This window comes from Burkholderia sp. IMCC1007, from assembly GCF_027257875.1.
In the GTDB taxonomy this organism is placed as follows: Bacteria; Pseudomonadota; Gammaproteobacteria; order Burkholderiales; family Burkholderiaceae; genus Burkholderia.
This window is the reverse complement of sequence record NZ_JAPVQY010000069.1, coordinates 13,948-38,274: the sequence shown is the minus strand read 5'-3', so window position 1 is coordinate 38,274 and position 24,327 is coordinate 13,948. Positions and strand designations below refer to the sequence as shown.

Here is a 24,327-nt window from a genome sequence, read left to right as displayed (position 1 = left end):
TGATCCGAGGATCAGCTCGCTGCCATCAAGCGCCCACACTTATCGGCTGTTAATTTTTAAAGAGCATGTCTGCGAGGAACTTCGTGTTTCTCAGCAGCGCTGCGTTTTCAGCAGCAGAGAAGCGAAATTATGAACCGTCTTTTTCAACTCGTCAACAACTTTTTTAACTACTTCGTTGCGACGGTTGGGGTTCAACTCCTTGTGCGCCAAGGCTCGACAGCAACCTCGACCGCACCGCTTCCCTTCTTCCCTCCCGCGCCGTGTTTCCGTTAGCGCGAAAGAGGCGTGATTCTAAGCACCCGCCTCCGTCTCCGCAAGCCTTTTGTGAAATTATTTTGAAAAGGCTTAACGAAGTCCGTTGAGCCGCCCCCGGTGATCATGGAAGCGATACGGCAGAACCGCCCTCGGTAGTCCGTGAGCAACTCCGCCGCATCGAGCGCAGCGCTCCGCCGCTCACCTCCCCACCATCGCCCTCACCACCCCGTCCCGCCGGATCAACCCGTGATACAGCGCAGCGGCAAAGTGCGCGAGGAACGTCGCGAAGAACAGGTAGGCCAACACCCGATGCGCGACCCGGAGCCAGGCAAACGCCACTGGATCAGCGGAAATCAGCGCCGGCAACTGCACGCCGCCCCCCAAAGTCACCGGATATCCGCCCGCCGACAACATCGCCCACCCGATCAGCGGCATCGCGAGCATCAGCACATACAGCACCAGATGCGAGCCATGCGCGGCAACCTTCTGCCACCAAGGCAAATCGGCAGGCAGCGCCGGCGGCTTCGAGGAAAGCCGCACCACGATCCGCACACAAACCAGCACCAGCACGGCGATCCCCAATGGCTTGTGCAGCGCCACCAGGAAATCATGCCGTCGGGAAACCGACGCCACCATCCCCACGCCGACGAACAGCATCGTGAGAACCATCGCGGCCATCACCCAATGCAGCAGCCTCGCCGGCAAGCCAAACGTCGTAGCAGACTTCATCATCGTCCCTCCGCACTCAATCGCGCCGCACCGGCCACGCCGGCCTCTTCACTCGTCCTGCGCAGATACGAATCCGCATACGCCGCCGACCGCGCCGCCAGCAACGGATCCCCCGACACCTGGATCCCCTGCGGCAACACCGTCGGGTCGTAATTCACGTCGCGGCACGGCCCGCTGTCCTGCGGCTCCACGCGATCGAGCACGAGCGTGCCCGCATCGATCGTCATCCGCTGCGCGGGCCAGACTTTCGTCGCGTCGTCCACCGGGTCGCCGGGCTCCGCCAGCGTGACGAGCAGCTTCCACTTCTGCGCACCGTCCGCGATGCGCCGCGTCACGTCCTTCTGCAACACGTTCGGATCGGCGGCCGTCGCGACGTCCGCGGCGCCGGCCGTCTGCTCCGGCACGACGCGCCACCTCACCGCCTGGCGCTTGCCCGCCGCGTCGACGAAGTAAAACGCGTTAAGCCCGTAATAGCTTTCGGTGACGTAGCTCGCGCTGGGCTTCGCACCCTTCACCCATTCGCGGAAGGCGGCCGTCTCCGGATGCGTGCCGAAAAATGCCTTCACCTTCGCCGGATCGGGCTTGCCCGTCGCCGGATCCGGCTTCGTCGCGAGCAACTGCGCATAGAACGCCTTCGGCGTCGCCACCGGAAACACCGGCATCGCGTTCATCCCGGTCCGCCATTGCTGGCCATCGGGCGCGGTGAGCTTCAGCGCGAGGCTGCGGATCGGCACGCTGCTGTCGGGCGCATACGGATTGCCGCCCGGCAGCGCGAACCGGCCGACCACCGGCGTGCGCACCGCCTTGAAGAACGGCGCGACCGAATACGCGCTCGCGGCGCCGTTGCCTTCGAAGTAACCGGTCACGCACACGCCCTTCGCGTGATTGCGCCGAAAGCCCGGATGCTCGCCGCCGGCCGTCTGCAGCGCGTCGACGAGCCGGTGCGGGGTCAGGCGCGCCGGCGCGAGCCAGCCGCCGACATACCCGAACGCCACGGCCACGCCGGCCACCGCGCCGCCGATCACGGCCCAGCGCCACCACCCGCGGCCGGGCTCGCGCGGCGGCGAAGAAGAGGATGATTGCTTCATGGATGCACTCCCGATCGTCAGATCATTGTCGAACACACGTAGGACGCCACCCGCGCCGCTTTATTCCATGAAGAAACTTTTCGTATGCTGACGGAATAAGCGGCGCCGACCGGCGTCCTACGCAGCATCTCCACGCCTTTCGGCTACGGCCCGGCCATGCCCTCAAACGCCCTCGACGACGACGCATTGCGCGAACTCATCCCCCGGCTGCGGCGCTTCGCGCTCTGGCTGGCGCGCGACGTCCATGCGGCCGACGATCTCGTCCAGTCGACGCTCGAGCGCGCGCTGTCGCGCTGGGCGAGCCGCCGCGAAGACGCATCGTTGCGCAGCTGGCTCTTCACGATCCTTTACCGGCAGTTTCTCGACGGCAAACGCAGCGCGAAACGCTATGCGTGGCTGCTGGGCCGGATCCGCACCGACGACGAGCCGCACTGGCCGTCCGCCGAACGCGAGGTGGCCGCGCGTGCGACGCTCGAAGCGTTCGGCCATCTGTCCGAAGAGCAGCGCAGCCTGCTGCTGCTCGTCGCGGTCGAGGGCTTCACGTATCAGGAAGTCGCTGACTTGCTCGACGTGCCGATCGGCACGGTGATGTCGCGACTCTCCCGCGCGCGCCGGGCGCTGCGCCAGCTCAGCGACGGCGAGCTTCCCGCTCCTTCCCTTCGATTGATGAAATGAACGACCTCCGCCCAGACGAACACGATCTCCAGGCCTATGTCGACGGCCAGCTCGACGACGATGCGCGCGCCGCGGTCGAACGATATCTCGCGCTGCATCCGGAGACCGCGGAACAGGTGAAGCAATGGCAGCAGGATGCGCAGCGGTTGCGCGCCGCGCTGGAGAGCGTGCGGATGCCCAGCGAGAATTCTGCGCTCGACCCGGCCGCGATTCGGGCGCGGCGGGCGGAGCGCACGCGGATGCGGTTCGCGATGGCGGCTTCGTTCGTGCTCTGCATCGGGCTGGGGACTTTCGGCGGGTGGCAGGCACGCGGGTGGAACGCAGCGCCGCCCATCGCGCCGATGAGCGACGCGATCGAGGCTTACCGGATGATGGTGGTCGATCAGACGGCGAAGGTGGATTACCGGCCGACCGGTGCGGGAGATTTGCAGGGGTGGCTCACCAGGCGCGTCGGCGCGTCGGCGAAGCTGCCGGATTTGAGCACGGCGGGGTTCAGGCCGGTCGGCGGACGGTTGTTTACGACGGACAGCGGAGCCACGGCCGCAATGGTGCTCTATCAGGACGATACGGGGCGGACGCTGAGCTTCTATCTACGGCCGGCGGAATCGGAACACCGGCTGCTGCCGGCCGGGCAACGCGTGGATGGCGCGTTGCTGGCGCGGTATGGATCCGCGCGCGGGATGAATTTTGCGGTGGTCGGGCCGGCGGATAGTCTTGGGGAGAAGGCGGTTGTGCAGGCGCTTGACGCGCAGACGTAAGTGATACGATGCGCGGCCTCGCCGAACGGCCGCCTGCAGGCGTCGTTGTAAGGGGCTGCCGGCGATCGGCGTGCCCCGCTCACCGTTCGAGCGCACAGCGTTTGAAGTTGATTCTGAGCCGCTTGTCCACATCAGATAGGCAAGCCGATGTTTTGAACGAGCATCCGCGCCCTCACCTTTGCCTGCCACAGCGTTTCGAGTGAATTTGCCCGCGGGATATCCACATTTCGAACGTTACTGTGGTCGGTTGGCCGCACGTTGATCGCCTCACCGCTTCAAAACGCTCAAAGCCCCGCCATATGGGCCTCGCGGCGCGATGAAATCATCGGCGCTCGGAACACTCACGCGCTTGTTGCACAGGCTTTTGATTGATTCCGGTGCAGGATTATCAACAAACTTTTCAACATGAAGCGCGGTACGAATAGCGGAACGCGTCGGATCTGCGTGTATCGCGAAACGGCCGATGCACGCGGGCTGTGAGCGTGTCACAGCGTTTTCGCTCGGATTTGCGGTGGTTGCCCACAGCCATTGCAATGCGCCCGCGGCTTGCGCGTCAGCGCGATCGAGCGAGCCCCTAATGAGTTCGCCAGGATCGAACTACCGTCGTGGCGGGATGCGTGCGGCGATACCCGGCGACGTCTTCATCACCTGATACGTCATCGCTTTTGCTCAGATGATTCAGTCGTCACGAGATCGCGACTCGAAACTCAAAGCACCTCGCACGGGATCGTGGCGAAACACCGTGGCTCCCCATGAGCACGATTCGAGGCGCGCCGCTGTGAGATGCCTGCTTACCACCGTCAGCGCGCGCGACTTCGCAATCGACCGGACGATCTTCGACTTTGTGATGCTTGCTCGCATCGAGGAAGCGAATCGCGTCCAACAGGATCGCGTTGCTCGTCAGCCGTCCTTCGGCCATGTAGACCAGGCATTCGCCTGTGCGGCCACCGAAGGCGATCAGCTCCGAGACGCGATAACGCATCGCATCGTTCCGTTCGGCGATATCTGCACGGACGATGGACACAGGCGCAGGACATCTTCACTCAAGCGTCTGCCGTTACCGACCTCGACACGCGCGCGGTCAGCGCACACCGCGCCTCCTTGCCAGTCAACCGGGATTGCGAACGTCATGTCGGCTGCTCGTCGGATCGCGAATGCCCGCGATTCTACAGACCAGGCCTTCACCGATCGACCGCAGGCCTCACAGCCTGCCGATCCGGTTGTCCATCCGTCGCACGCGGTGCATATCCCGCCCGGATCACAGTCGACGGACTGTGCTTATCCAAAGGTGTTAACGTAGTTCGTATATATACGTAGTGATAGTTAACAAGCGCGCCGCCTCACAGTGGATAACCTCCGTAACCTGCTGAATTTTCAGCCCGAAGCGGAATGCATAACCACAGGCAATGCAGACGAAAAGCTCTGTGGAGCACAGAACAACTTTTCGTCGATTCGCCGGCCGCCCGACATATCCTCAATCGTTCCACTGTGAATTCAGAGGCTTCCCGGACGGTTATCCAGAGGCGAATGTGGATAACCTCACAGCGCGTCGACACGTTTTGCTGTGACGCGAAGACGTGAAGCCGACGTCCGCGGCCGCGCCGCGCAACATCGATCGCCAGCGCCCGCACGCAGCCGATTCAAAAAATTTTCACGAAGGGGCTTGTGCTCCTCCAAAACCCTCTCTATAATTCGCGGCTTCTTAGGCTCGTAGCTCAGTTGGTTAGAGCACCACCTTGACATGGTGGGGGTCGTTGGTTCGAATCCAATCGAGCCTACCAACGAACAAAATGAAGGGGTCCGGCAGCGCGAATTGCCTACAGGCAATCCGGCTCGCCAAACATACAAACGCCACGCGGCAACATCGCGTGGCGTTTTTCTTTTTGCGGCCGAAACAACGCATGCAGCCCCGATGCGTTGCAGGTTCCCCGAACGGCACCGCACTCCACTCAATGCAGGTGCTTCAATTTGTCAGGATTGCGTACGACATAGATCGCGATGATCTTCCCGTCGTCGATCTCGAGCGCCGTGGTCTGCAGTTCGCCGTCGGCTTCCAGCGTGACGAACCCCGGCAACCCGTTGATGAAGCCGGCCCGCACGAGCTTCGACGCGTGCGTGGCAAACAGCCGGGCCAGGTATTCGTGCACCTTCATCACGCGCTCGAAGCCGAACACCGGCTTGCCCGCGGCCGTACGCTTGCCGCCGCCGTCCGAATGCAGGCTCACATCCTCGGCGAGCATCGCGCCGAGCGCGCGCATGTCGCCGCTGCGCGACGCCGCGAAGAACGCCTCGGCCAACTCGATTCCGCGCTGCTTCTCGACGTGAAACCGCGGTCGCGCATCGCGCACATGTGTGCGCGCCCGCGCGGCGAGCTGCCGGCACGCAGCCGGCTCACGCTGGAGGGTGGCCGCGATCTCGTCGAACTCGAGGCCGAACACGTCGTGCAGCAGGAACGCCGCGCGTTCGAGCGGCGACAGCCGTTCAAGCGCGAGCATCAGCGGCAGCGTGACGTCCTCCTGTTCATCTTCGTCGACAAGCGGCTCGGGCAGCCACGGGCCGATATAGGTCTCGCGCTGGTGTCGTGCCGACTTCAGCTGGTCGAGACACATGCGCATCACCATCCGGCGTAGAAACGCCTCGGGCACGCGCACCTCGGTCCGATCGACGTCCATCCAGCGGATGAATGCGTCCTGCACCATGTCCTCGGCATCCGCGACGGAACCGAGCATCCGGTACGCGACACGGATCAGCGTGCGACGCAGCGGATCGAAGCTCGCCGCCGCGTCGGCCCGGTCCTCGGCGCTGCCTGCAGCCGGATCGACGCTCGTCATCAGCCCACCATCTTCGCGGCAGCGGCCTTCGCTTCTGCCGGATCGATCCACAGCCCGAAGCCGACGGCAAGCCGGTTCCAGCCGTTGATCACGTTGATCATCAGCGTGAGTTTCACCTGTTCCTCCTGGCTGAAGTGATCGTTCAGCGCGGCATACGCGGCGTCGCGCGCGCCATGGCCTTCCGACAGCCGCGTGAGCGCATCGGTCCAGCCGAGCGCCGCGCGTTCGCGGTCGGTGTAGCAGGGCGCTTCGCGCCACGCGGCCAGCAGGTTGATGCGCTGCTCGGTCTCGCCTTGCTCGCGCGCCTCGACGGTGTGCATGTTAAGGCAGTTCGCGCACGCGTTGATCTGCGACGCGCGGATCTTGACCAGCTCGATCAACGTCGGCTCGAGGCTCCCGGCAGCGGCGGCCGACACGGTCATCCAGCTCTTCATCAGCGCGGGCGCGGCGGCAAACGGATTGAGTTTCGCAGTCATGGTGCCTTCTCCTTTCGTGTGGGTTCCGGTGATATGACGAGCGAGCACCCCGCGCGTGTGACATCGACGCAAAAAATTTTCAAAGCCACGAGAAAAGTTTGGTCCTGCGCGAAGGGCAGAGCGGTTGAGCAGCGCGTCGACGGCCGCGATCACCCTATGTGGATCACGGCGGCCGACATCGACGGCATGACTGCGTTCGTCGGACGAAGCCGCATCGCGCGGCTTTCACGGGCGCGGCGCGAATGTCACCTGCCGTCAGCAGCGCAACCGGCGGGCATGCGCGTTGCGACCCTCGGCGCAGCCCCGCCGCGCATGCGCGTCCGGCCATTCGTCACACCGGCGCGCCTCATGGCAGATACTTTCAATTTTCTTTCTGTTTTGTTTCACCCTAAATCCGATTCGCGACGGTCACATTTCTGGACCATACTGTTCTGCACGGGCAGACGTAGTGACGCCGCATCAGCGGCCCGGCGCGCGCGCCGGTTGCCCGACGACGCAGCACCGAAGGTCGCACGTCAGCCGCGCGCATCCCAGCGCAAGGCTTTCCTTTTTCCGGCAACGCAACGCAGCGAATCGCGACGTGGACGGTGAACCGATGAGCCTCCTTGCATCCCAGCTTCAGCGCCGTTACCAGGACGTGCGCGCCCATAGCGTCGCATTGACCGCGACGCTGTCCGCCGAAGATCAGGCCGTGCAGTCGATGCCCGACGCGAGTCCGGTGAAATGGCATCTCGCGCATACGACCTGGTTCTTCGAAACCGTCGTGCTGATGCGCCGCGTGCCCGGCTACGCGCCGTTCGACGACGCGTTCCAGTTCCTCTTCAATTCCTATTACGAAGCGCTCGGCCCGCGCCATCCGCGCCCGCAGCGCGGGCTGCTCACGCGTCCGTCGCTGGGTGAAGTGCATGCATACCGGCAGCACGTCGACGCGGCGATGCTGCACGCGCTCGCGAGCGCCGCCCCGACGTTGCTCGCAGCGATCGCGCCCGAGATCGAGCTCGGCCTGCATCACGAGCAGCAGCACCAGGAACTGCTCGTCACGGACATGCTGCACGCGTTCTCGTGCAATCCGCTGAAACCGGCGTTCCGGCCGCGCAACGGCGCCGATACGCACGCGGCGCTGGCCGCGGGCGACGCAGGCCCGTTGCGCTGGCTGCATCAGGCGGGCGGGCTCGTCGAGATCGGCCACGACGGCGACGCATTCTCGTTCGACAACGAACGGCCGCGTCACACGGCACTCGTGCAGCCTTGCGAGATCGCGAACCGTCTCGTGACGAATGCGGAATTCGCCGCGTTCATCGCGGATGGCGGCTACGCGCGTCCCGAATACTGGCTGTCCGACGGCTGGGCAACGGTGCAGCGGGAAGGGTGGCAAGCGCCCGCGTACTGGATCCCGGACGATCACGACGGTGCCGGTGCCGGTGCCGGTGCCGGCGCCGGTGACGGCACCGCGCGCGCATGGCGCACGTTCGGCGTGCACGGCGTGGAATCGTTCGCACCCGATGCGCCGGTGTGTCACGTGAGCTTCTACGAAGCGGCCGCGTACGCGGAATGGGCGGGCGCACGCCTGCCGACCGAATTCGAATGGGAGGCCGCCTTCGGCCTGGACGGCATTCAGCAGATGCTCGGGCACGTCTGGCAGTGGACACGTTCGTCCTACGAGCCGTATCCGGGCTTTCGGCCGCTCGCGGGTGTCGCGGCCGAGTACAACGGCAAGTTCATGGTCGGCCAGCAGGTCCTGCGCGGCAGCAGCATCGCGACGCCGCCGGGGCACGCACGGCCGACGTACCGCAATTTCTTTCCGCCGGCCGCGCGCTGGCAATTCATGGGGGTGCGACTTGCGCGAGACGCCTGACCTCAGGGCCACGAGAGGTGGCCTGCAACCCGCCCGCGATTCGCGGCCGAGCGCGTTCGAGCGCGACCTGATCGACGGACTGTCGCGCACGCCGCGCAGCATCCCGCCGAAATACTTCTACGATGCGGCCGGCTCCGCGCTGTTCGACCGCATCTGCGAACTGCCCGAGTACTACCCGACTCGCACCGAGCTCGGCATCCTGCGCGATCGCGCGGCCGAGATCGTGCAGCGTGTCGGCCCGCATGCGGACATCGTCGAATTCGGCGCGGGTTCGCTCGAGAAGATCCGCGTGCTGCTGGACGCATGCGCGGACAACTACGCGAACGCGCCGGCGCGCTACGTACCGATCGACATTTCGGCCGACTATCTGCACGGCGCGGCCGCGCGGCTGCGTAACGCGTATCCGTGGCTCGACGTCGCGCCGATCGCGGCGGACTACACGAAGGCCGAGCAACTGGCCGAGCTGACCGAGACGCCGCGGCGGCGCATCGGCTTCTTCCCGGGCTCGACGATCGGCAACTTCTCGCCGGAGGAGGCCGACGCATTCCTGCGCGATGCGGCGCGCCTGTTGCGCGGCGGTGGGCTGCTGGTCGGCGCGGATCTCGTGAAGGACGCGCGCACGCTGCATCACGCGTACAACGACGCGCAGGGCGTGACAGCGCAGTTCAACCTGAACCTGCTGGTGCGTGCGAACGCCGAGCTCGGCGCGGATTTCGATGTCGACGCGTTCTCGCATTGCGCGTTCTACGACGCCGAGCGGCAGCGCATCGAGATGCATCTGGTCAGCGACATCGCGCAGACGGTGCACGTGCGCGGCCACGCGTTCCGCTTCGAGGCCGGCGAGCGCATTCACACCGAGAACTCGCATAAGTTCACGATCGACGGCTTCCATGCGATCGCGCGCCGCGCCGGGTTCGAGCCCGATACCGTGTGGACCGACGCGGACAACCTGTTCAGCGTGCACTGGCTGCGCAGCGTCGACGATATCCGCGCGTAACGTGTGCGGTTGCGAATCGCTCGCGTCGCGAAGGGGCGGGCGGTTCGCTTGTTTGCTCCGCCCGCCCGGCTTGGTGCCGGAAATTCCCGTTTCTACCGGCCCGATGCATCGCTGCAATGGTGTTTCGAGCACGGCCTCTTCCTTGTCCCGCAAGGCTTTGCGGGTGCCCGTAAACGTCCGTTACCTGTCTCGCATACCGGTTTCACCTGTGTCAGTGTGCGGTGCCTACACTCCGAACCGTAGTCACATGACGCACGATACGTGCAGGGAGTCGCGAAATGAGCAAGAAACTTATTCTCGGTGCAGTTCTCGGTGTAGCGGCGCTGGCGGCGTCGGGCGTCGCATCGGCCCACGTCGACCTGGCGGTCGGCATCGGCGTGCCGGGCGTCTACACGGCGCCGGCGCCCGTCTACGTGGCGCCGCCTCCGCCGGTCGTGTATGCGCCGGTCGGCTATCGCGACGACGGTTGGCGCGGCGACGGCTGGCGTCAGCGTGAATGGCGCGAACGCGAATGGCGCCGGCATGAATGGCGCGAGCACGAATGGCGAGATCGCGGCGGCTGGCGTGGCGGCCGCTGGGACTAAGCGGCCCGGTTGATCGCCCAACAGGAGAGTGAAAACATGATGCCCGTTCGATCCGTCAGGCTGGGTGCCGCCGCCACTATGGTTGCGCTCGCAACGATCGGCAGCGCGCACGCGGCGGGCTGCATGAAGGGTGCGGTGGTCGGCGGTGTGGCCGGCCACTATGCGGGGCACCACGCCGTGGTCGGCGCGGTCGGCGGCTGTATCGTCGGCCGTCACATGGCGAAGAAGCACGCGCAAGAACAGGCCGCGCAGCACAAGGCTGCGGCGCAGGGCGGGCAGCCCGCGCAGTAAGCGACCTCGTCACCGGGGCGATGCCGTGGCGTCGCTCCGGTGCGTCGTTCCCGTGTTCATGCCTGTTCCGGATCGTTCCTGCGAATGCACCCCGCATCCGTTGTTACGATCATTTACAACGTCGTGCGGCGCGAATTTTGCGCGTTCATAGAATGCAGTCACACAAACGCGCTCGAGGGAGCACAAGATGAAACAGCAACGATATCTGTCGGTCCTGACGGCCGCGCTGCTCGCGCTCGGCTCGGTGTCGGCCTATGCGGCGGCCGGCGGCAACGGCGGGGGCAACGGTGGTGGTCATGGCGCGGGCGGGTCGGGCGGCAACGCGGGCGGCATGTCCGGCGGCCACATGAGCGGCCAGGCCCTGAGCAACTCGAACGGCATGCATGCGGGCGACCGCGACAAGGGCCTGTCGCGCGCGGCGGACCGCTCGGACACGATCGCCGACCGAGCCGGCGCACAGCCGGGCCGGGGTCACACGCACGCGCATGGCCATACCGCGCATGCGTCGACGTCCACGCATCATTCGCGTCGCAACGCGTTCGGCCGCACGCTGTAAGCGCAGCCGGTGAATGCAGGAGAAGGGCGCTTCGGCGCCCTTTTTTCATGGTGAAAACGCAACGTGGCCGGCCAGCGAAAACATCGTGCCGACCCGATTTGCAACCAGCTGTAACGGCGTCGCACGCACGCGAGAATACGGCTTGCTTTCACGCGGATGGAAAGAGCGACGCGGGGGTACTGACCACCATCGACAAAGGTCGATCCTGCCAATAAAAAGGGCGGCTCGTCGCCGCCCATCGTCTTACCGCCCGGCGCCGGCCCGCCGCGCCGCGGGTTCGAACAGTGCGTCGGCCTGCCTGACCCGCACGAAGCGCGCCGCACCGTCGCCGTCCACCAGCGCACGGAAATGCGCTTCGCCGCACGCGAGCTTCGCACGCTCGTGCTCGCTCGACACATCGCCGTCCGCATTCGGCGTATCGACGACGAAGTACAGCCGCTCGCCGCCGTCCTGCTCCGCGAGCACGGCCCAGTCCGGGTGATAGCTGCCGAGCGGCGTCGGCACGCGGAACCACGCGGGCAGCTTCGCATACAGCTTCACGCCGTCGTGCGCTTCCAGCGCGTCGGCGAATGCGCGTTCCGCATCGGTTTCGCACACGACGGCCTCGTGGATCGACTTCCGAGCATCGGGCCGCAGGTTGCGCAGATAGCCGGTCAGCGCCTCGCTCTCGAACGATTCGAGCGCATGCACGTGGCGCTCGCCGAGCTTGCGATACGCGATGCCCGCCACCAGCGCGAGCCGCTTGCAGCGATTGATCGCATCGGCCGCGAGCGTGATGAACTGCTGCGGATTCACGCGGAAATCGTCGAGCCGGCCGCTGTCGGCGAGGATCGTCGCGAGCGAGCGGCGCGTGAGCTGCGTGCGGTCCTGCAGCTCGGTGAGCAGATCGGGCAGCGGCAGCTCGCCTTCGTCGATCAGCACGGTGCCCGCGCCGCCCACTTCGATCGCTTCGATGCCGGCCTTGCCGATGTCGATCTCGGCCTTGCGCCATTGCAGCCGCGCGCGCGCGATGTCCGGCGCGCTGCGCAGTGCGGCCGTGCAGTCGCGCACGAGCTTCGCGTTGTCGAACTCGACGCTGTACACGGTGCGATGGCGGATGCGGTCCCACAGCGCGCGGAAGTCGTCGCCGAACACGACCGCCTTGCCCGACGCGTCGCGCCGCAATGCGATCGCGCGGCGCTCGTCCGCATTGCGCACCGCGAAGCGGCCCGACAACTTGCGCAGCGTCGCGACGATGGGCGCACGCAGCGTCTCGAACGCTTCGGGCAACACGAGCGCGCTCTGGCGCAGCGCATCCTTCAGCCGGTCGAGCACCTTGCCCTGCGCGTCGACGTAGCCCTGCTCGTGCAGATGCGTCCACAGCACGCGCGACAGCTCGATGCCGAGCGCATGCGCGGGGCCGTCGCCTTCCTGCACCGGCAGCGCCGCGAACTGGTGTTCCTCGACGATCCCGAAACGGATGCCGGTGTCGGCTTCGATTTCCTTCTGCAGGTTCTCGGCGAACGACTCGTAGCGCTCGGTCGCGATCACGGTAAGCGTGTTCACGCCCGGATCGCGCACGCGCTCGCCGTCCTGGTCGACAGCGAGGCGCAGCCCGCGGCCGAGCGTCTGACGGCGTTCGCGTTCGGTCTGGATGTCGCGCAGCGTGCAGATCTGGAACACGTTCGGGTTGTCCCAGCCTTCCTTCAGCGCGGAGTGCGAGAAGATGAACTTCAGCGGCGTGTCGAACGACAGCAGCGCTTCCTTCTCGCGCATGATGAGGCCGTATGCGCGCTCCGCGTTCTCGCGGGCGGCGGCGCTGCTCTCGCTCGTGTCGGTCCAGCCACCCTTGCGGTCGATCGAGAAGTAGCCGTTGTGCGCGCGTTCGACCTCGAGCGCGATGTCGACGCCGTCGAACAGCGCACGGTAGGCCGGCACGCGCGCCGCGCGCGCATATTCCTCTTCGAAGATCAGCGCGTAGTCGCCCTTCACGGGCACGCCGTTCTCGTCGTAGCGGCGATAGCGCTCGACCGAATCGACGAAGAACAGCGACAGCACCTTCACGCCGCGTTCGGCCAGGCGCAGCTCCTTGTCGAGATGCTCGCGAATCGTGCGGCGGATCATCTCGCGCTGCACGGCGAGCGTGTCGATGTCGCCGAACGCCTCGCCGAGCGACAGGAACGCCTCGCCTTCCGGATGACGCAGCTCGACGTATTCGGCGCCCTTCACCGCATGCACTTCGCCGATCCGCAGCCCCGCATACAGCGCGCGCTTGGTCAGCCGCTCGAGATCGTCACCGTCGGTCGCCGACACGATCTGGCGCTTCACGCCGGCCGCGGTCGCGACGTCGAGCTCGACGCGCGCGCTGATCGCGCCGCGCCGGTTCGACACGCCGACGAGCCGCACGTACGGCTTGTTGTGCGCATCCTCGACGATCGCCGACGCGATCTCGATCTGCTTGACGAGCTTGCGCTCGTACGCGTCGACCGCATCGAGCCGGTACACCATGTGGTGGCGATCGACGTGCGTGGCCGAATAGCGCAGCGTGCAGAGCGGTGCCATCGCGGCGAGCGCTTCGCGCCCGCGCCCTTCGAGGCCGCCGTCGACGCTTTGCGGCTCGTCGACGATCACGATCGGCCGCGTCGCGCGGATCAGGTCGATCGGCTTCTCGCCGCCGGTCTTCTCGCTGTCCTTGTAGAGGTTGTTGATCTCTTTCTTGTTGATCGCGGCGACCGTCATCACCATGATCTGGATCGCCGCGCTCGCCGCGAAGTGGCGCACCTGGCCGAGCTTCGCGGAGTCGTACAGGAAGTAGTCGTACGGCACGCCTGCATACAGCGCGCGGAAGTGATCCTCGGTGATCGACAGCGTCTTGTGCACGCCTTCCTTGATCGCGATCGACGGCACGACGATCACGAATTTCGTGAAGCCGTAGCGGCGGTTCAGCTCGAAGATCGTGCGCAGGTACACGTAGGTCTTGCCGGTGCCGGTCTCCATCTCGACGGTGAAGTCGCGCGAGCCGGGCAGGCCGGACGGCGGCAGGCCGCCGCGCAGTTGCACGTCGGCGAGATTGCGCGCGAGCGCGTCGTCGGTCAGCGACAGCCGGTTGCCGACGCCTTGCTCCGATACCGCGAAACCGAGCGAGCCTTGTGCGGCGGCGGTCGTGCCGGGCGCGGCGTTCGCGAGCACGCTGAAGTCGCCGCGATACGATTCCTGGCCGCGAAACAGGTCGCAGACGGCGTCGATCGCCTCGCGCTGGTAGTCGAGATCCGCTTCGAAATGCAGCCGCATCACAGGCTCCGCACGCGCTTCACGCCGTGCTGTTCGAGCAGCGCGGCGAGATTGAGCTTCGCGACGTCGTCGACGAAGCCGCTGTCGCGGAACAGGCACGTGACGTCGCGCGACGCGCCGGTCGCGTCCAGCAGGTCGACGATGCCGTCGGCGAGCGGGCCCGCGTCGTCGCGCGAAACGCGCGCATCGAAGCACGCGACGATCGCGCGGCCGATCAGGTGCACCGTCTTGCCGGCCACCTGGTGATGCTCGACCGGCGTGCACAGGTCGAGGCCGAGCTTCAACGTGAGCTCGGCGAGCAGGTCGTCCTCGGTGCGGCCGGTCTTCACGTGTTCGACGGATGCGAAGAGCGCATGGTCGAAGTCGTCGCGGCGCGGGTCCCACTCGATCACGTTGGTCGTGTCGAGCCGGTACACGCGGAAACCGAGATCGCCATAGCTTTCCGGATAGTCGCGCGCGACCTGCTGCGCGGCGCGGCGCAGGCGTTCCTTCGTGATTTCGGCGAGCGTCAGCGGCTTCTTCAGCTTCGCGCAGAAATCGGCGGCGGCGGCCTGCGTCTTGTCGCGGCGGTCGAGCGCCTCGGGCAGCTGTACGAGGATGTAGCGGCGCGCGCCGCCGTCGGTCGCGTTCACCTGCATCACCGCATGGCCGGTCGAACCGGAGCCGGCGAAGCAGTCGAGCACGATGTCGTCGCCGCGCGTGCACCAGCCGATCACGGCGGCCGCGAAGTCGACCGGCTTCGGCAGGTCGAACGGGATCCCGAGCGTCTTGAGCAGCGCGTCGTCGGAGCCGGCGAACGGCAGCACCGACGGCACGTTCTCGTACATGTTCTCGTCGAGGTAGTAGATCCGCTGCGGCTGCGTGGTTTCATCCGGGCCGAATTCGATCTGGCCGCGCTCGATCAGCGCCTGCATCGTCGCGGGCGGATTGCGCCAGCCGCGCGCCGGCATCGCGCACGGCTTGCCGGTGACCGGGTGGATCAGCGGCGTGAAATACTCGTCCGGCGCCTTCTTCTTGTTCGGCCACGCCATCGACACGAGGCGGTACACGCGGCCATCTTCCGACAGCCGGTCGTACATCACTTCGCCGCCGGACAGGTTGGTCTGCGCCTTCATCCACGCGCGGTATGCCTTCTGCGCGTCCTTCGCGTTGCCGCTGCGGTACATCGCGTCGTGCGCGGCGTCGAGCATGCGCTGCGCGTTGCGCTTCGGGCGCTTGAGCGGCGCCTGCTCGAGCAGCGTCTCGGCGTTGCGCGCGAACAGCACCAGCGATTCGTGCTGGTACGCGACGCCGCGCGCGTCGCCCTTCGGATTGCGCTTGTCCCAAACGGCCACACCGAGCTCGTTCTCCTCGCCGAAGATCTCGCGCAGCATCAGCACGAGCGCATGCACTTCGTGCTCGTCGATGTGCACGGCGATCAGCCCTTCGTCGGACAGCAGCGCGTGCGCGAGCTTCAGGCGCGGATACATCATGTTCAGCCAGTCGGTATGGAACCGGCCGTTCGCCTCGGTGTTGGTGCTGCGCTTCACGCCGGCGTCGGTCTGGCCCGTCATCGCCAGGTAGTGGCGGATGCTGTCGCTGAAGTCGTCCGGATAGACGAAGTCGCTGCCGGTGTTGTACGGCGGGTCGATGTAGACGAGCTTCACCTTGCCCGCGTAGCTCTTGTGCAGCAGCTTCATTACGTCGAGGTTGTCGCCCTCGATCACGAGATGGCGCGTGTCGTCCCACGCGACGCTGTCGCCGGGGCACGGGCGCAGCGTGCCCGTCGACGGCGTGAGCGCGGCCTGGCGCGCGCTGCGCTTGCCGTGCCAGTGAAAGCCGTAGCGCTCTTCGGCGTCGCCGACCGTGCGTTCGCCGACCAGCGCCTTCAGCACGTCGACGTCAACCGACGCGCCGTCCGGGCCTTCGGTCACGAGTTCGGGGAACAGCGCCTTCAGGCGCGCGACGTTGTCGGCGGTGAAATCCGTCGACATCGCCTGCGGGCTCGCCGCATCGAGTTTCTGCATCGTTTTTTCCATCGGAACCCGGCCGCGTGCGCCAGGACGTCGGGCGCACTCACGGCTCCGGCGGCAATGGCCACCCGGGCAAACCCGAAACGCTAGCGAGTCGGTCGGCGCAGGTCAAGGGCCGATGTGAGCCGAGCGGGCGCGCATCGGCCGCGATCGCCCGCCGGACGGGCCGCAAGCGGGTTCGGGCCGGTTGTCGCACGGGCGGCCGACGGCCGCGTCGCGGGCCCTTCGCGCCGCCGCGGCAACGACGAAAAAAAGGGCACGTTCGGCGCCCGGCGCCGGCGTGCCCCGCATGGAGAAATCCCGGATGGAGGGTGCGGCAGGGCCCGACGGGCCCCGCCCGGGTGACCGCGTCAGGTCAGAAGCGCGTCCGGATGCCCGACGTCAGTTCGAGCTGGTTCTTCGCGCCGAACGTCGACGACACCGTGTAGCCGCCGTGCAGCTTCATGTAGTCGCCGGCCAGGTACACCTCGGTGCGCTTGCTCAGGTGATAGAACACCGACCCGTAGATCGTCTCCTTGAAGCCGTTGGCGACGCCGTTGGTCAGGCTGAACGCACCGAGGTTCGCATTCGGCGTGAAGCCGTCCGCGTTGTTCGCGGCGTTCTTGATCCGCATCTGCTGGTAGCCGAGCTCGTAGTCGAGCGGGCCCTTCGGCGCGATCTTCATCGACACCGTCCACGAATCGTCGTGACGCTGGCCGAGCGGGCCCTGGTCGCCGTTGTAGCGGAAGTAGCCGGCGTTCAGGCGCACGATGCTGAACGTGTAGTCGCCGCCCACCGAGAACGTCTGGTTCCTGAAGCCGTTGTGGTTCACGTGGTTATAGAAGCCCGACACGGCGAATGGTCCGCCGTTGTAGCCGAGCGCGGCCTGGTACGCGGAGCCGGTGGCGAACGAGGTCGAGTTGCTGAACTGGTAGCCGGCGCTCGCGAAGATGCCGTTGCTGAACAGCTTCTTCCACGCGACGCCGTTGTTGTAGCGCGTGCCGGTCGGGCCGGCCGCGTAGAAGATCATCTGCTTGAAGTTGTTCGAGTTGGTCCAGCCGCCTTCCTCGGTCGTCAGCTTCGCGGAGCCGTACGCGTCGCCGTAGATCGCCGATGCGTCGCGCGCGATCGTGTTCTGGAAGCCGGCCGTCAGCTTGCCGAAGCGCTCGTCCTCGACGCCCACCCATGCGTCGCGGTCGAAGATCTGGCCTTCGTCTTCCATCTGGCCGTTCGCGACGACGAATTCGCTTTCGAGGCGGAAGATGATCTTCGTGCCGCCGCCGATGTCTTCGGCTCCGCGCAGGCCCCAGCGGCTGCCGCTGAACCACGGTTCGCCTTCGTTGCCCATCCCGATCACGTGATTGCCGTTCGCATCGGCGTGAGTCCGGTAGGTCGGAAAGCTCAGGTCCATCAGGCCGTAGAGCTGCACGCTCGATTGCGCATGTGCCTGGCCGGCGCACAGGCCTGCCGCCGCGATGGAAAGGGCAAGGGTTTTTCGTTTCAAGATCGTCTCCTCCGAGCTGCCGCATTGAAATCTTGTCGTTGGCACTACGTAATGTATGCCGACTCCTGGCGGCCCCAGCGAGAGGGCCGACGCATAGCATCGTAGAGGGTGCAATCCTTCACGCCGCTTTCCCGGAGGAAAGAATCGGATCGGTGAAAACACCGAACGCGCAATCATCGCGGGATCGGGCAGGCGAACGGACGCCGGCTGGACGGCCGGCCGCCGGGTTTTCAGGAACGATTTGTCGTGCGAATGGATTCGCGAAGGCGGGGAGCGCGCCGCGTCATTCCTGCACGCTCTTCGCGCGCAGGATGTAGCCGAGCCCGCGCAGCGTGATGATCTCGGCCGTGCTGCCGGCCAGATGCTTGCGCAGCCGATGGATGTAGATGTCGATCGCATCGGCGCTCGGCTCGTCGTCGAGCGCGAATACGCTGTCCATCAGCCGCGCCTTCGACACCGTCTTGTTCTGCTGCAGCATCAGCGTCTCGAGGATCGCGTGTTCGCGGCGGCGCAGCGCGAGCACCGCGTCGCCGCAGCGGAATTCGCGCGTGCCGAACGCGTAGACGAGATCGCCGCACACGAGCTGGGTCGTGCCGACGCCGGCCTGCCGGCGGATCAGCGCGCGGATCCGCGCCACCAGTTCGCGCGATTCGAACGGCTTGACCACGTAGTCGTCGGCGCCCGCGCCGAAGCAGTCGACCTTGTCGTCGACCGAGCCGTGCGCGGTCAGCATCAGCACCGGCACGTTGTCGTTGCGGCGCCGCAGCCGCGCGAGCACCTCCTTGCCGCTGATGCCGGGCAGCCGCATGTCGAGCAGCACCGCGTCGTAGCGCTCGGTCTTCAGCACGGTATCGGCACGCTCGCCGTCGCCGACGCAGTCGACCGCGAAATCCTCGCCGCGCAGCAGGTTCACGATCCAGTGCGCGAGTTCGGCGTTGTCTTCGACCAATAGAAGTTTCATGACGGCATCACGTTTTCAATCATAGGCGGGCAGCCGCACGGTCACGACGATACCGCGATTGCCCGGCCCCGGCGCGAGCGACGCGCTGCCGCCGTGCGCCTGCGCAATCTCGCGCACGATCGCGAGGCCCAGGCCCGAGCCTTCGGTGTCGGCCGACACGCGGTAGAACCGCTTGAACACGTGCGGCCGCGCTTCGGCCGGAATGCCCGGGCCGTTGTCGATCACGTCGAGCACGATCGTGTCGCCGTGGCGTTGCGCGGCAACGGTCACGCAGCCGCCCGGCTGCGTGTAACGCACCGCATTGTCGACGAGGTTCATCACCAGCGCGGTCAGCAGGCTGTCGCTGCCCGCGACGTCGAGCCGCTCGCCGAGATCCGCGCCGAGATCGATGTCGCGCCGCTGCGCGAGCACGATCGTCTCCTCCAGCACGCTCGACACCACGGCCGCGAGATCGACGCGATGCGTGAGCAGCGTCGACGGCGTCGCCTCCGCATGCGCGAGCAGCAGCAGCTTGTCGGTCACGTCGGCCATCTTGCGGCTGCTGCGCTGCATGCTGTCGAGCACCGACGCGAGCTCCGGATCGTCGCGCTCGCGCTGCTGCGCGTACTGGATCTGCGTGTCGAGCACCGCGATCGGCGTGCGCAACTGATGCGCGGCGTCGGCGATGAAGCGGCGCTGCGTGGCCGTATGCGTGTTCAGCCGCGCGATGCACTGGTTGATCGCGTCGACGATCGGCCGCAACTCGTGCTGCAGCCGCTCGGGGCGGATCGGCTCGAGCTCCATCGGCCCGCGATCGGCGACGTCGTCCTTCAGCTTCATCAGCGGCCGCAGCTCGAGCGTGAGGCCGAGATAGACGAGCACGATCGCGAGGACCAGCATCAGCGACAGGCGCACGAGCTGCGGGCGCCAGATCGTCGCGATCATCGCGTCGCGCGAACGCGTCGTCTTCGCGACGATCACCGTGACCGGCTCGACCTGTCCCTCGTCGTATAGCTGGCGGTCGTAGGCCACCGCGCGCAGCCGCACGCCGTCGAGCGACGTGTCGTACAGCGTCGGCTCGACGCCGTGCTGCGCGGGTACGTCGAGCGTCGGATTGCCCGCGAGCAGCCGGCCATGGCCGTCGATCACCTTGTAGAACACCGAATCGCGCGACGGCGATTCGAAGATCTCCAGCGCGGCGGGCGGCACGTCCGCGGCCGGCATGCCGTTGCGCCATTCGACGTCCTCGCCGATGGTGCGCGCGGACGCGACGAGCGCGCTGTCCTGCACGAGCCCGGCCGTGCGCCGCGCGGTGTCGTACGACATCGCGCCCGCGATCAGCACGAAAGCCGCGAGCGGCAGCAGCAGCCACCACAGGAGCCGCCCGCGCAGGCTGTGCGCCATTCCTTCTCCTCAATGCCGAACCGCGCCGGGGCGGCCGGCGCGGTTCGGGCGTGTCATCCGATGCGGGCAGCGCTCAGAACGCGGCCGGGCGCCACTTCAGCAAGCGCTTCTCGAGCCAGGTCAGCAGGTAGTCGGCGGCCAGCGCGACCACGGCCAGCACGATCATCGCCGCGAACACGCCGCTCGCGTTGAACGCGCCCTGGGCGGTGGAGATTAGCAGGCCGATGCCCTGCTTGGAACCCAGGAATTCGCCTACGACCGCACCGACCAGCGCGAAGCCGAAGCTCACGTGCAGGCTCGCGAGAATCCAGCTCAGCGCGGACGGGATCACGACCGACGTGGTGATCTGCCGGCGCGATGCGCCGAGGATCTGCGCGTTCGCGATCAGGTAGCGGTCGGCTTCGCGCACGCCCTGGAACGCGTTGCCGAACACGACGAAGAACACCATCACGACGGCCAGCGCGATCTTCGACGCCATCCCGAGGCCCAGGGCGATCACGAACACCGAGCCGAGCACGACGCGCGGAATCGAGTTCGCGATCTGGATGTACAGGCCGAACACGTCGGCCATCAGCTTGTTGCGGCCGAGCACGATCCCGCAGATCACGCCGGCGACCGAGCCGATCAGGAAGCCGATCGTGGTCTCCTCGAGGGTCACCCAGACCTGCGTGAGCAGCGGCCCTTGCGACGTGCCGTTGACGAACCAGTCCTGGATCTGCGCGAAGATCAGCGTCGGCTGCGAGAAGAAGAACGGATCGATCCACTTCAGGCGTGCGGCGAGCTCCCAGCCGCCCAGCACGACGACGAGCACGGCGATCCGCAGGCCGATGATCAGTTGCCGGCGGCGGCGCAGCCGGGTTTGAGCGGCGCGCGACTCGTCCTCGAGCGACGTCGCCGGGATGGCGGTGGGGGGAAGCGTCATGTCGGTCATGCTCCTGTCCTTGCTGTTTGTTGCCATGGCTTGCCGTGGCTTGCGTGCGGCGTATGCGTCAGCCGATCTGCACTTCTTCGCGCAGGTCGTGCCAGATGTCCTTGGAAATCTCGATGAAGCGCGCGTCGTAGCGCACGTCCGACATGACGCGCGGGCGCGGCAGGTCGATCTCGTACACGCGCTTGAGCGTCGCGGGGCGTGCGGTCAGCACGAACACGCGATCGGCCAGCGCGATCGCCTCCTCGAGATCGTGCGTGACGAACACGACCGAGCCCTTGTTCGCCGACCACAGCTGCAGCAGCTCGTCCTGCATCAGCGTGCGGGTCTGCATGTCGAGCGCGGAGAACGGCTCGTCCATCAGCAGGATTTCCGGCTGGTTGATGAAGGTCTGCGCGAGCGCGACGCGCTTCCTCATCCCGCCGGAGAGTTGGTGCGGGTAGTGCTTCGTGAACTTGTCGAGGCCGACCTTGCGGATCCATTCTTCGGCCTGCGCGTACGCGACGTCTTTCGAGCGGCCGCGGAACAGCGGGCCGGCCGCGACGTTGTCGATCACGTTGCGCCACGGGAACACGGCGTCGGCCTGGAACACGAAGCCGATGCGCGGGTCGATCCCGTCGACCGGGCGGCCCATCACGCGCACTTCGCCGGCCGCGGGCTTGAGCAGCCCGGTGATCAGGTTCAGCGTCGTCGACTTGCCGCAGCCGGTCGGCCCGACGATCGCGATGAACTCGCCGCGTGCGACGCTCATGCTGAAGTCGCGCAGCGCGACAGTGGCCTTGCCTTCCGGCGAAATGAAGCGGCACGACACATTGCGAAACTCGATCGCCGGTGTGCTCGGGGAAACTGCCTGGTTCATTGCATTCGTCCTGCGGGTGAGGAGGGCGTCGCGTCGTGGCGCCGCCGGGCCGGTCAACCGGGCCGGAACGGGGCACGCTCGGCGGCGGGATCGCCGCCGCCGGCGCTGCAGCTTACTTCGCGTTCACGAAATCGTTGGTGTAGGTGCGCGCCAGGTCGATGTGCTTGCCCTTCACCGACGGGTTGAACGCCGACAGCACCTTCAGCACGGTCGCCGGGCCGTCGGCCGGCATCTTCGCGTCGGCGGTGTACATCGGCAGCGACGCTTTCAGCGCGGACACGTACAGCGCCTTGTCCTTCTGGTAGTCGGCCGGCATCTTCGCGGCGATCTCGTCGGCGCTGTGCGTGTGGATGAACTGCATCGTCTTCGCGAACGCGTGCGCGAGCTTGGTGGCTTCGGCCTTGTGCGAATCGGCCCAGGCCGACTGCACGTACAGGCTCGCGGCCGGGTAGGTGCCGCCGAGCGCCGCGCGCGTGCCTTCCAGCGTGCGCAGGTCGACCAGCACCTTCGCGTCGCCCATCTTCTCGAGCGCGGATACCGTCGGCTCGGTCGTCATGCCCGCGTCGATGCGGCCCTGTTTGATCGCGGCGATGAAGCTCGCGTCGGCGCCGACCGGCAGCATCGTGTACTGCGTCGACGGCACCCCGTGCTGCAGCGCGAGGTATTGCGTGAGGAAGCTCGTCGACGAGCCGAGGCCCGTCACGCCGAGCGTCTTGCCCTTCGCGTCGGCCATCGACTTGAAGGTCGGCGCGGCCTTGGTCGACACCATCTCGACCTCGCCCGGCACCTGGCCGAACACGGCGATCGCCTTCACGTCCTTGCCCTTGCTCTGCAGGTCGATGGTGTGGTCGTAGAAGCCGACGACGCCCTGCACGGCGCCCGCCAGAAGCTCGTTCTCGGCATCGACGCCGGCCGGCTGCGACAGCAGCTCGACGTCGAGCCCTTCGGCCTTGAAGTTGCCGAGCTCCTGCGTGAGCCGCGCGGGCAGGTAGATCAGCTTCGCGATCCCGCCGACCATGATCGTGATCTTGCCGTCGTCGGCGAAAGCGGGGTGAGCGGCGAGCGCGCAGCTGAGGCTGGCTGCAACGGCGAGGGTGCGCAGGATGGGTCGCATCGGGTCGTCTCCTTCGTTGTATTCGTATGGCGCGATGCTTGCTGCATCGTCAGCACCGAGTATAGGGACGCGAAACCTTCCGCTACCTTTCGCGGGGTAGCGATTCGTTTAGGGGTTTTCCAGCAATTTCCGGGCGGCGAGCCGGTGCGGGGCGCGAAGGGGGCGTGGGAAGCGGGCGGTTTGTTAAAGCGGTGCGATGCCGCCAAGGTCGATGCGGGCCAGATTCCCGTCCGGCGTGGCGGCAACCGACAGATTCGGTGCGATCGCGTATCTGATCGACGCATCGTCTTGCCAGATTAGGGAGAGGCAGCGTGCCGCGCTGTCATAGGCGACCGCCGGTTCGCGGACGCTCGCACGGCCGAGCGCGTCAAACGCGGCGCTGAAGCTCGGCGTATGCGGCGAAACGGGAATCGGCGGCGGCGGATCGGCTTTTTGCCAGCGATCGGCGTTGGTATAGAAGTCGAACGAACACAAGCGGCCCGCGTCGTCGAGCGTGAGCGTCAAGCTGCCGGCGGTGATGACGTGACGGGTTTCGGGCTGCAGGCCAAACTGGTCGTCAAGTCGGTCGCGGAGAACGGACGGCCGTGCCGGCCGATCATCCGGCGCATGGCGAATATCGCAGGAGAGCGTGAAGCTGTCCTCATCCCACTGCATGCGGGCGGTCGCCGGCGCAGCGAGCGGCGTGGCACGAACGATGATCCCGGTCATATTGGCTAACGCTTGTAGACGAAATGCAGCACCGTGTAATCGCTTTCCCGAACGACGACGTCGAGTTGATAGCGAACACCTCGGTGCGTCATCGGTGCAGTGTACTGGAAGATGCCACGGTGTCCTTTGGGATCCGGCATGCGTTTGCCATGACGAATGGCAAGTCGAAGAATGTGAACCGGCACGAAGCGCCAAGGCTCTTGCATATGTGCGAGCGGAATGGCGGCGAAGCGCAGTTGCTTGCCTGACGACGCAGCGAAGCGGGTTCTGAGGCCGGATAATGCGGACCGACCGATGATCGCGTGAATACCATACCCACCGATCTTCGCCATCGCACGGGCACCGGATCGCCACACGGCACCGACAATGAAAATCGCATCGACCGGATCGATGAGCGGCGCTTCGAGCGGCTTCTCGGTGACCGAAATGCACGTGCCGTCGAGATCGTAGATACATGCGACACCACCGGTTTCCGCACGGTATCCGATGATGGCGTCCAATCGACTGTCGAACA

23 protein-coding genes and 1 tRNA gene are annotated in these 24,327 nt (G+C 66.3%); 9 read left to right on the top strand and 15 right to left on the bottom strand.

The window, feature by feature from the left end:
* Window positions 1–453 precede the first annotated feature (453 nt).
* Together O1Q03_RS35160 and O1Q03_RS35155 are read right to left on the bottom strand one after the other, a co-directional pair.
* A complete protein-coding gene (locus O1Q03_RS35160) occupies window positions 454–987 on the bottom strand; it encodes a cytochrome b (protein WP_269509612.1) in 534 nt (177 codons plus the stop codon).
* On the bottom strand, window positions 984–2,072 hold the full coding sequence (locus O1Q03_RS35155; RefSeq protein WP_269509610.1) for a catalase family peroxidase: 1,089 nt from the start codon (window positions 2,070–2,072) through the stop codon (window positions 984–986). Before O1Q03_RS35155 ends, O1Q03_RS35160 begins: the two co-directional genes overlap by 4 nt.
* Before the next feature lie 156 nt (window positions 2,073–2,228).
* Here O1Q03_RS35155 and O1Q03_RS35150 point away from each other — a divergent pair, with 156 nt between their 5' ends.
* Window positions 2,229–2,747, top strand: coding sequence for an RNA polymerase sigma factor (locus O1Q03_RS35150; RefSeq protein WP_269509608.1), 519 nt, complete (start codon window positions 2,229–2,231; stop codon window positions 2,745–2,747).
* A complete protein-coding gene (locus O1Q03_RS35145) occupies window positions 2,744–3,505 on the top strand; it encodes an anti-sigma factor family protein (protein ID WP_269509606.1) in 762 nt (253 codons plus the stop codon). Before O1Q03_RS35150 ends, O1Q03_RS35145 begins: the two co-directional genes overlap by 4 nt.
* Window positions 3,506–4,190: 685 nt before the next feature.
* Here O1Q03_RS35145 and O1Q03_RS35140 read toward each other — a convergent pair.
* Window positions 4,191–4,529 carry a hypothetical protein gene (locus tag O1Q03_RS35140; protein WP_269509604.1) on the bottom strand — a complete coding sequence of 113 codons (339 nt, stop codon included), beginning with the start codon at window positions 4,527–4,529 and terminating at the stop codon, window positions 4,191–4,193.
* A 680-nt stretch (window positions 4,530–5,209) separates the two neighbouring features.
* Here O1Q03_RS35140 and O1Q03_RS35135 point away from each other — a divergent pair.
* Window positions 5,210–5,286, top strand: a tRNA-Val gene (locus O1Q03_RS35135).
* Between the two features lie 168 nt (window positions 5,287–5,454).
* Here O1Q03_RS35135 and O1Q03_RS35130 read toward each other — a convergent pair.
* Complete coding sequence (locus tag O1Q03_RS35130; protein ID WP_269509602.1) at window positions 5,455–6,336, bottom strand: sigma-70 family RNA polymerase sigma factor; 882 nt, start codon at window positions 6,334–6,336, stop codon at window positions 5,455–5,457.
* Window positions 6,336–6,812: a carboxymuconolactone decarboxylase family protein gene (locus O1Q03_RS35125; protein ID WP_269509600.1), complete on the bottom strand. Its 477-nt coding sequence runs from the start codon at window positions 6,810–6,812 to the stop codon at window positions 6,336–6,338. The genes O1Q03_RS35130 and O1Q03_RS35125 overlap by 1 nt, the downstream gene beginning before the upstream one ends.
* A 33-nt stretch (window positions 6,813–6,845) precedes the next feature.
* On the opposite strand from O1Q03_RS35125, the gene O1Q03_RS35120 reads away from it, so the two are divergent.
* The 6 genes from O1Q03_RS35120 to O1Q03_RS35095 all read left to right on the top strand — a co-directional run bounded on the left by O1Q03_RS35120 (window position 6,846) and on the right by O1Q03_RS35095 (window position 11,095).
* Entirely contained in the window at window positions 6,846–7,403 is a 558-nt protein-coding gene (locus tag O1Q03_RS35120; protein ID WP_269509598.1) for a hypothetical protein, read from the top strand.
* Window positions 7,404–7,407: 4 nt separating this feature from the next.
* Window positions 7,408–8,667, top strand: a complete 1,260-nt coding sequence (gene egtB, locus O1Q03_RS35115; protein WP_269509596.1) for an ergothioneine biosynthesis protein EgtB — start codon at window positions 7,408–7,410, stop codon at window positions 8,665–8,667.
* Window positions 8,651–9,664: an L-histidine N(alpha)-methyltransferase gene (gene egtD / locus O1Q03_RS35110; RefSeq protein ID WP_269509594.1), complete on the top strand. Its 1,014-nt coding sequence runs from the start codon at window positions 8,651–8,653 to the stop codon at window positions 9,662–9,664. Before egtB ends, egtD begins: the two co-directional genes overlap by 17 nt.
* A 278-nt stretch (window positions 9,665–9,942) precedes the next feature.
* Window positions 9,943–10,248 carry a hypothetical protein gene (locus O1Q03_RS35105; protein WP_269509592.1) on the top strand — a complete coding sequence of 102 codons (306 nt, stop codon included), beginning with the start codon at window positions 9,943–9,945 and terminating at the stop codon, window positions 10,246–10,248.
* Between the two features lie 36 nt (window positions 10,249–10,284).
* The gene (locus tag O1Q03_RS35100; RefSeq protein WP_269509590.1) at window positions 10,285–10,539 is read left to right on the top strand and encodes a hypothetical protein; all 255 of its coding nucleotides are present in this window, start codon (window positions 10,285–10,287) and stop codon (window positions 10,537–10,539) included.
* A gap of 187 nt (window positions 10,540–10,726) precedes the next feature.
* Window positions 10,727–11,095 (top strand): hypothetical protein, encoded by a 369-nt coding sequence (locus O1Q03_RS35095; protein WP_269509588.1) that lies wholly within the window; start codon window positions 10,727–10,729, stop codon window positions 11,093–11,095.
* A 243-nt stretch (window positions 11,096–11,338) separates the two neighbouring features.
* On the opposite strand, the gene O1Q03_RS35090 is transcribed toward O1Q03_RS35095, so the two are convergent.
* From O1Q03_RS35090 to O1Q03_RS35045, 10 genes are all read right to left on the bottom strand, one after another.
* Complete coding sequence (locus tag O1Q03_RS35090; RefSeq protein ID WP_269509586.1) at window positions 11,339–14,365, bottom strand: type III restriction-modification system endonuclease; 3,027 nt, start codon at window positions 14,363–14,365, stop codon at window positions 11,339–11,341.
* On the bottom strand, window positions 14,365–16,383 hold the full coding sequence (locus O1Q03_RS35085) for a site-specific DNA-methyltransferase (protein ID WP_269509584.1): 2,019 nt from the start codon (window positions 16,381–16,383) through the stop codon (window positions 14,365–14,367). Before O1Q03_RS35085 ends, O1Q03_RS35090 begins: the two co-directional genes overlap by 1 nt.
* A 349-nt stretch (window positions 16,384–16,732) precedes the next feature.
* The gene (locus tag O1Q03_RS35080; protein WP_269509582.1) at window positions 16,733–17,860 is read right to left on the bottom strand and encodes a porin; all 1,128 of its coding nucleotides are present in this window, start codon (window positions 17,858–17,860) and stop codon (window positions 16,733–16,735) included.
* A gap of 283 nt (window positions 17,861–18,143) precedes the next feature.
* On the bottom strand, window positions 18,144–18,821 hold the full coding sequence (locus O1Q03_RS35075; RefSeq protein WP_269509580.1) for a response regulator: 678 nt from the start codon (window positions 18,819–18,821) through the stop codon (window positions 18,144–18,146).
* A 15-nt stretch (window positions 18,822–18,836) separates the two neighbouring features.
* Complete coding sequence (locus O1Q03_RS35070; protein WP_269509578.1) at window positions 18,837–20,204, bottom strand: sensor histidine kinase; 1,368 nt, start codon at window positions 20,202–20,204, stop codon at window positions 18,837–18,839.
* A gap of 73 nt (window positions 20,205–20,277) precedes the next feature.
* A complete protein-coding gene (locus O1Q03_RS35065) occupies window positions 20,278–21,135 on the bottom strand; it encodes an ABC transporter permease (protein ID WP_155623287.1) in 858 nt (285 codons plus the stop codon).
* Between the two features lie 58 nt (window positions 21,136–21,193).
* On the bottom strand, window positions 21,194–21,991 hold the full coding sequence (locus O1Q03_RS35060; RefSeq protein ID WP_269509576.1) for an ABC transporter ATP-binding protein: 798 nt from the start codon (window positions 21,989–21,991) through the stop codon (window positions 21,194–21,196).
* A gap of 112 nt (window positions 21,992–22,103) precedes the next feature.
* Window positions 22,104–23,105, bottom strand: a complete 1,002-nt coding sequence (locus O1Q03_RS35055; RefSeq protein ID WP_269509574.1) for an ABC transporter substrate-binding protein — start codon at window positions 23,103–23,105, stop codon at window positions 22,104–22,106.
* 183 nt (window positions 23,106–23,288) lie between these two features.
* A complete protein-coding gene (locus tag O1Q03_RS35050; RefSeq protein WP_269509572.1) occupies window positions 23,289–23,813 on the bottom strand; it encodes a hypothetical protein in 525 nt (174 codons plus the stop codon).
* Between the two features lie 5 nt (window positions 23,814–23,818).
* On the bottom strand, window positions 23,819–24,313 hold the full coding sequence (locus O1Q03_RS35045; protein ID WP_269509570.1) for a hypothetical protein: 495 nt from the start codon (window positions 24,311–24,313) through the stop codon (window positions 23,819–23,821).
* Window positions 24,314–24,327: the final 14 nt, after the last annotated feature.

Coding starts and splice junctions, on each gene's coding strand:
- O1Q03_RS35160 (WP_269509612.1), bottom strand. CDS start 987: ATGATGAAGTCTGCTACGACGTTTGGCTTGCCGGCGAGGCTGCTGCAT.
- O1Q03_RS35155 (WP_269509610.1), bottom strand. CDS start 2,072: ATGAAGCAATCATCCTCTTCTTCGCCGCCGCGCGAGCCCGGCCGCGGG.
- O1Q03_RS35150 (WP_269509608.1), top strand. CDS start 2,229: ATGCCCTCAAACGCCCTCGACGACGACGCATTGCGCGAACTCATCCCC.
- O1Q03_RS35145 (WP_269509606.1), top strand. CDS start 2,744: ATGAACGACCTCCGCCCAGACGAACACGATCTCCAGGCCTATGTCGAC.
- O1Q03_RS35130 (WP_269509602.1), bottom strand. CDS start 6,336: ATGACGAGCGTCGATCCGGCTGCAGGCAGCGCCGAGGACCGGGCCGAC.
- O1Q03_RS35125 (WP_269509600.1), bottom strand. CDS start 6,812: ATGACTGCGAAACTCAATCCGTTTGCCGCCGCGCCCGCGCTGATGAAG.
- O1Q03_RS35120 (WP_269509598.1), top strand. CDS start 6,846: ATGACGAGCGAGCACCCCGCGCGTGTGACATCGACGCAAAAAATTTTC.
- egtB (WP_269509596.1), top strand. CDS start 7,408: ATGAGCCTCCTTGCATCCCAGCTTCAGCGCCGTTACCAGGACGTGCGC.
- O1Q03_RS35105 (WP_269509592.1), top strand. CDS start 9,943: ATGAGCAAGAAACTTATTCTCGGTGCAGTTCTCGGTGTAGCGGCGCTG.
- O1Q03_RS35100 (WP_269509590.1), top strand. CDS start 10,285: ATGATGCCCGTTCGATCCGTCAGGCTGGGTGCCGCCGCCACTATGGTT.
- O1Q03_RS35095 (WP_269509588.1), top strand. CDS start 10,727: ATGAAACAGCAACGATATCTGTCGGTCCTGACGGCCGCGCTGCTCGCG.
- O1Q03_RS35090 (WP_269509586.1), bottom strand. CDS start 14,365: ATGCGGCTGCATTTCGAAGCGGATCTCGACTACCAGCGCGAGGCGATC.
- O1Q03_RS35085 (WP_269509584.1), bottom strand. CDS start 16,383: ATGGAAAAAACGATGCAGAAACTCGATGCGGCGAGCCCGCAGGCGATG.
- O1Q03_RS35075 (WP_269509580.1), bottom strand. CDS start 18,821: ATGAAACTTCTATTGGTCGAAGACAACGCCGAACTCGCGCACTGGATC.
- O1Q03_RS35070 (WP_269509578.1), bottom strand. CDS start 20,204: ATGGCGCACAGCCTGCGCGGGCGGCTCCTGTGGTGGCTGCTGCTGCCG.
- O1Q03_RS35065 (WP_155623287.1), bottom strand. CDS start 21,135: ATGACCGACATGACGCTTCCCCCCACCGCCATCCCGGCGACGTCGCTC.
- O1Q03_RS35060 (WP_269509576.1), bottom strand. CDS start 21,991: ATGAACCAGGCAGTTTCCCCGAGCACACCGGCGATCGAGTTTCGCAAT.
- O1Q03_RS35055 (WP_269509574.1), bottom strand. CDS start 23,105: ATGCGACCCATCCTGCGCACCCTCGCCGTTGCAGCCAGCCTCAGCTGC.
- O1Q03_RS35050 (WP_269509572.1), bottom strand. CDS start 23,813: ATGACCGGGATCATCGTTCGTGCCACGCCGCTCGCTGCGCCGGCGACC.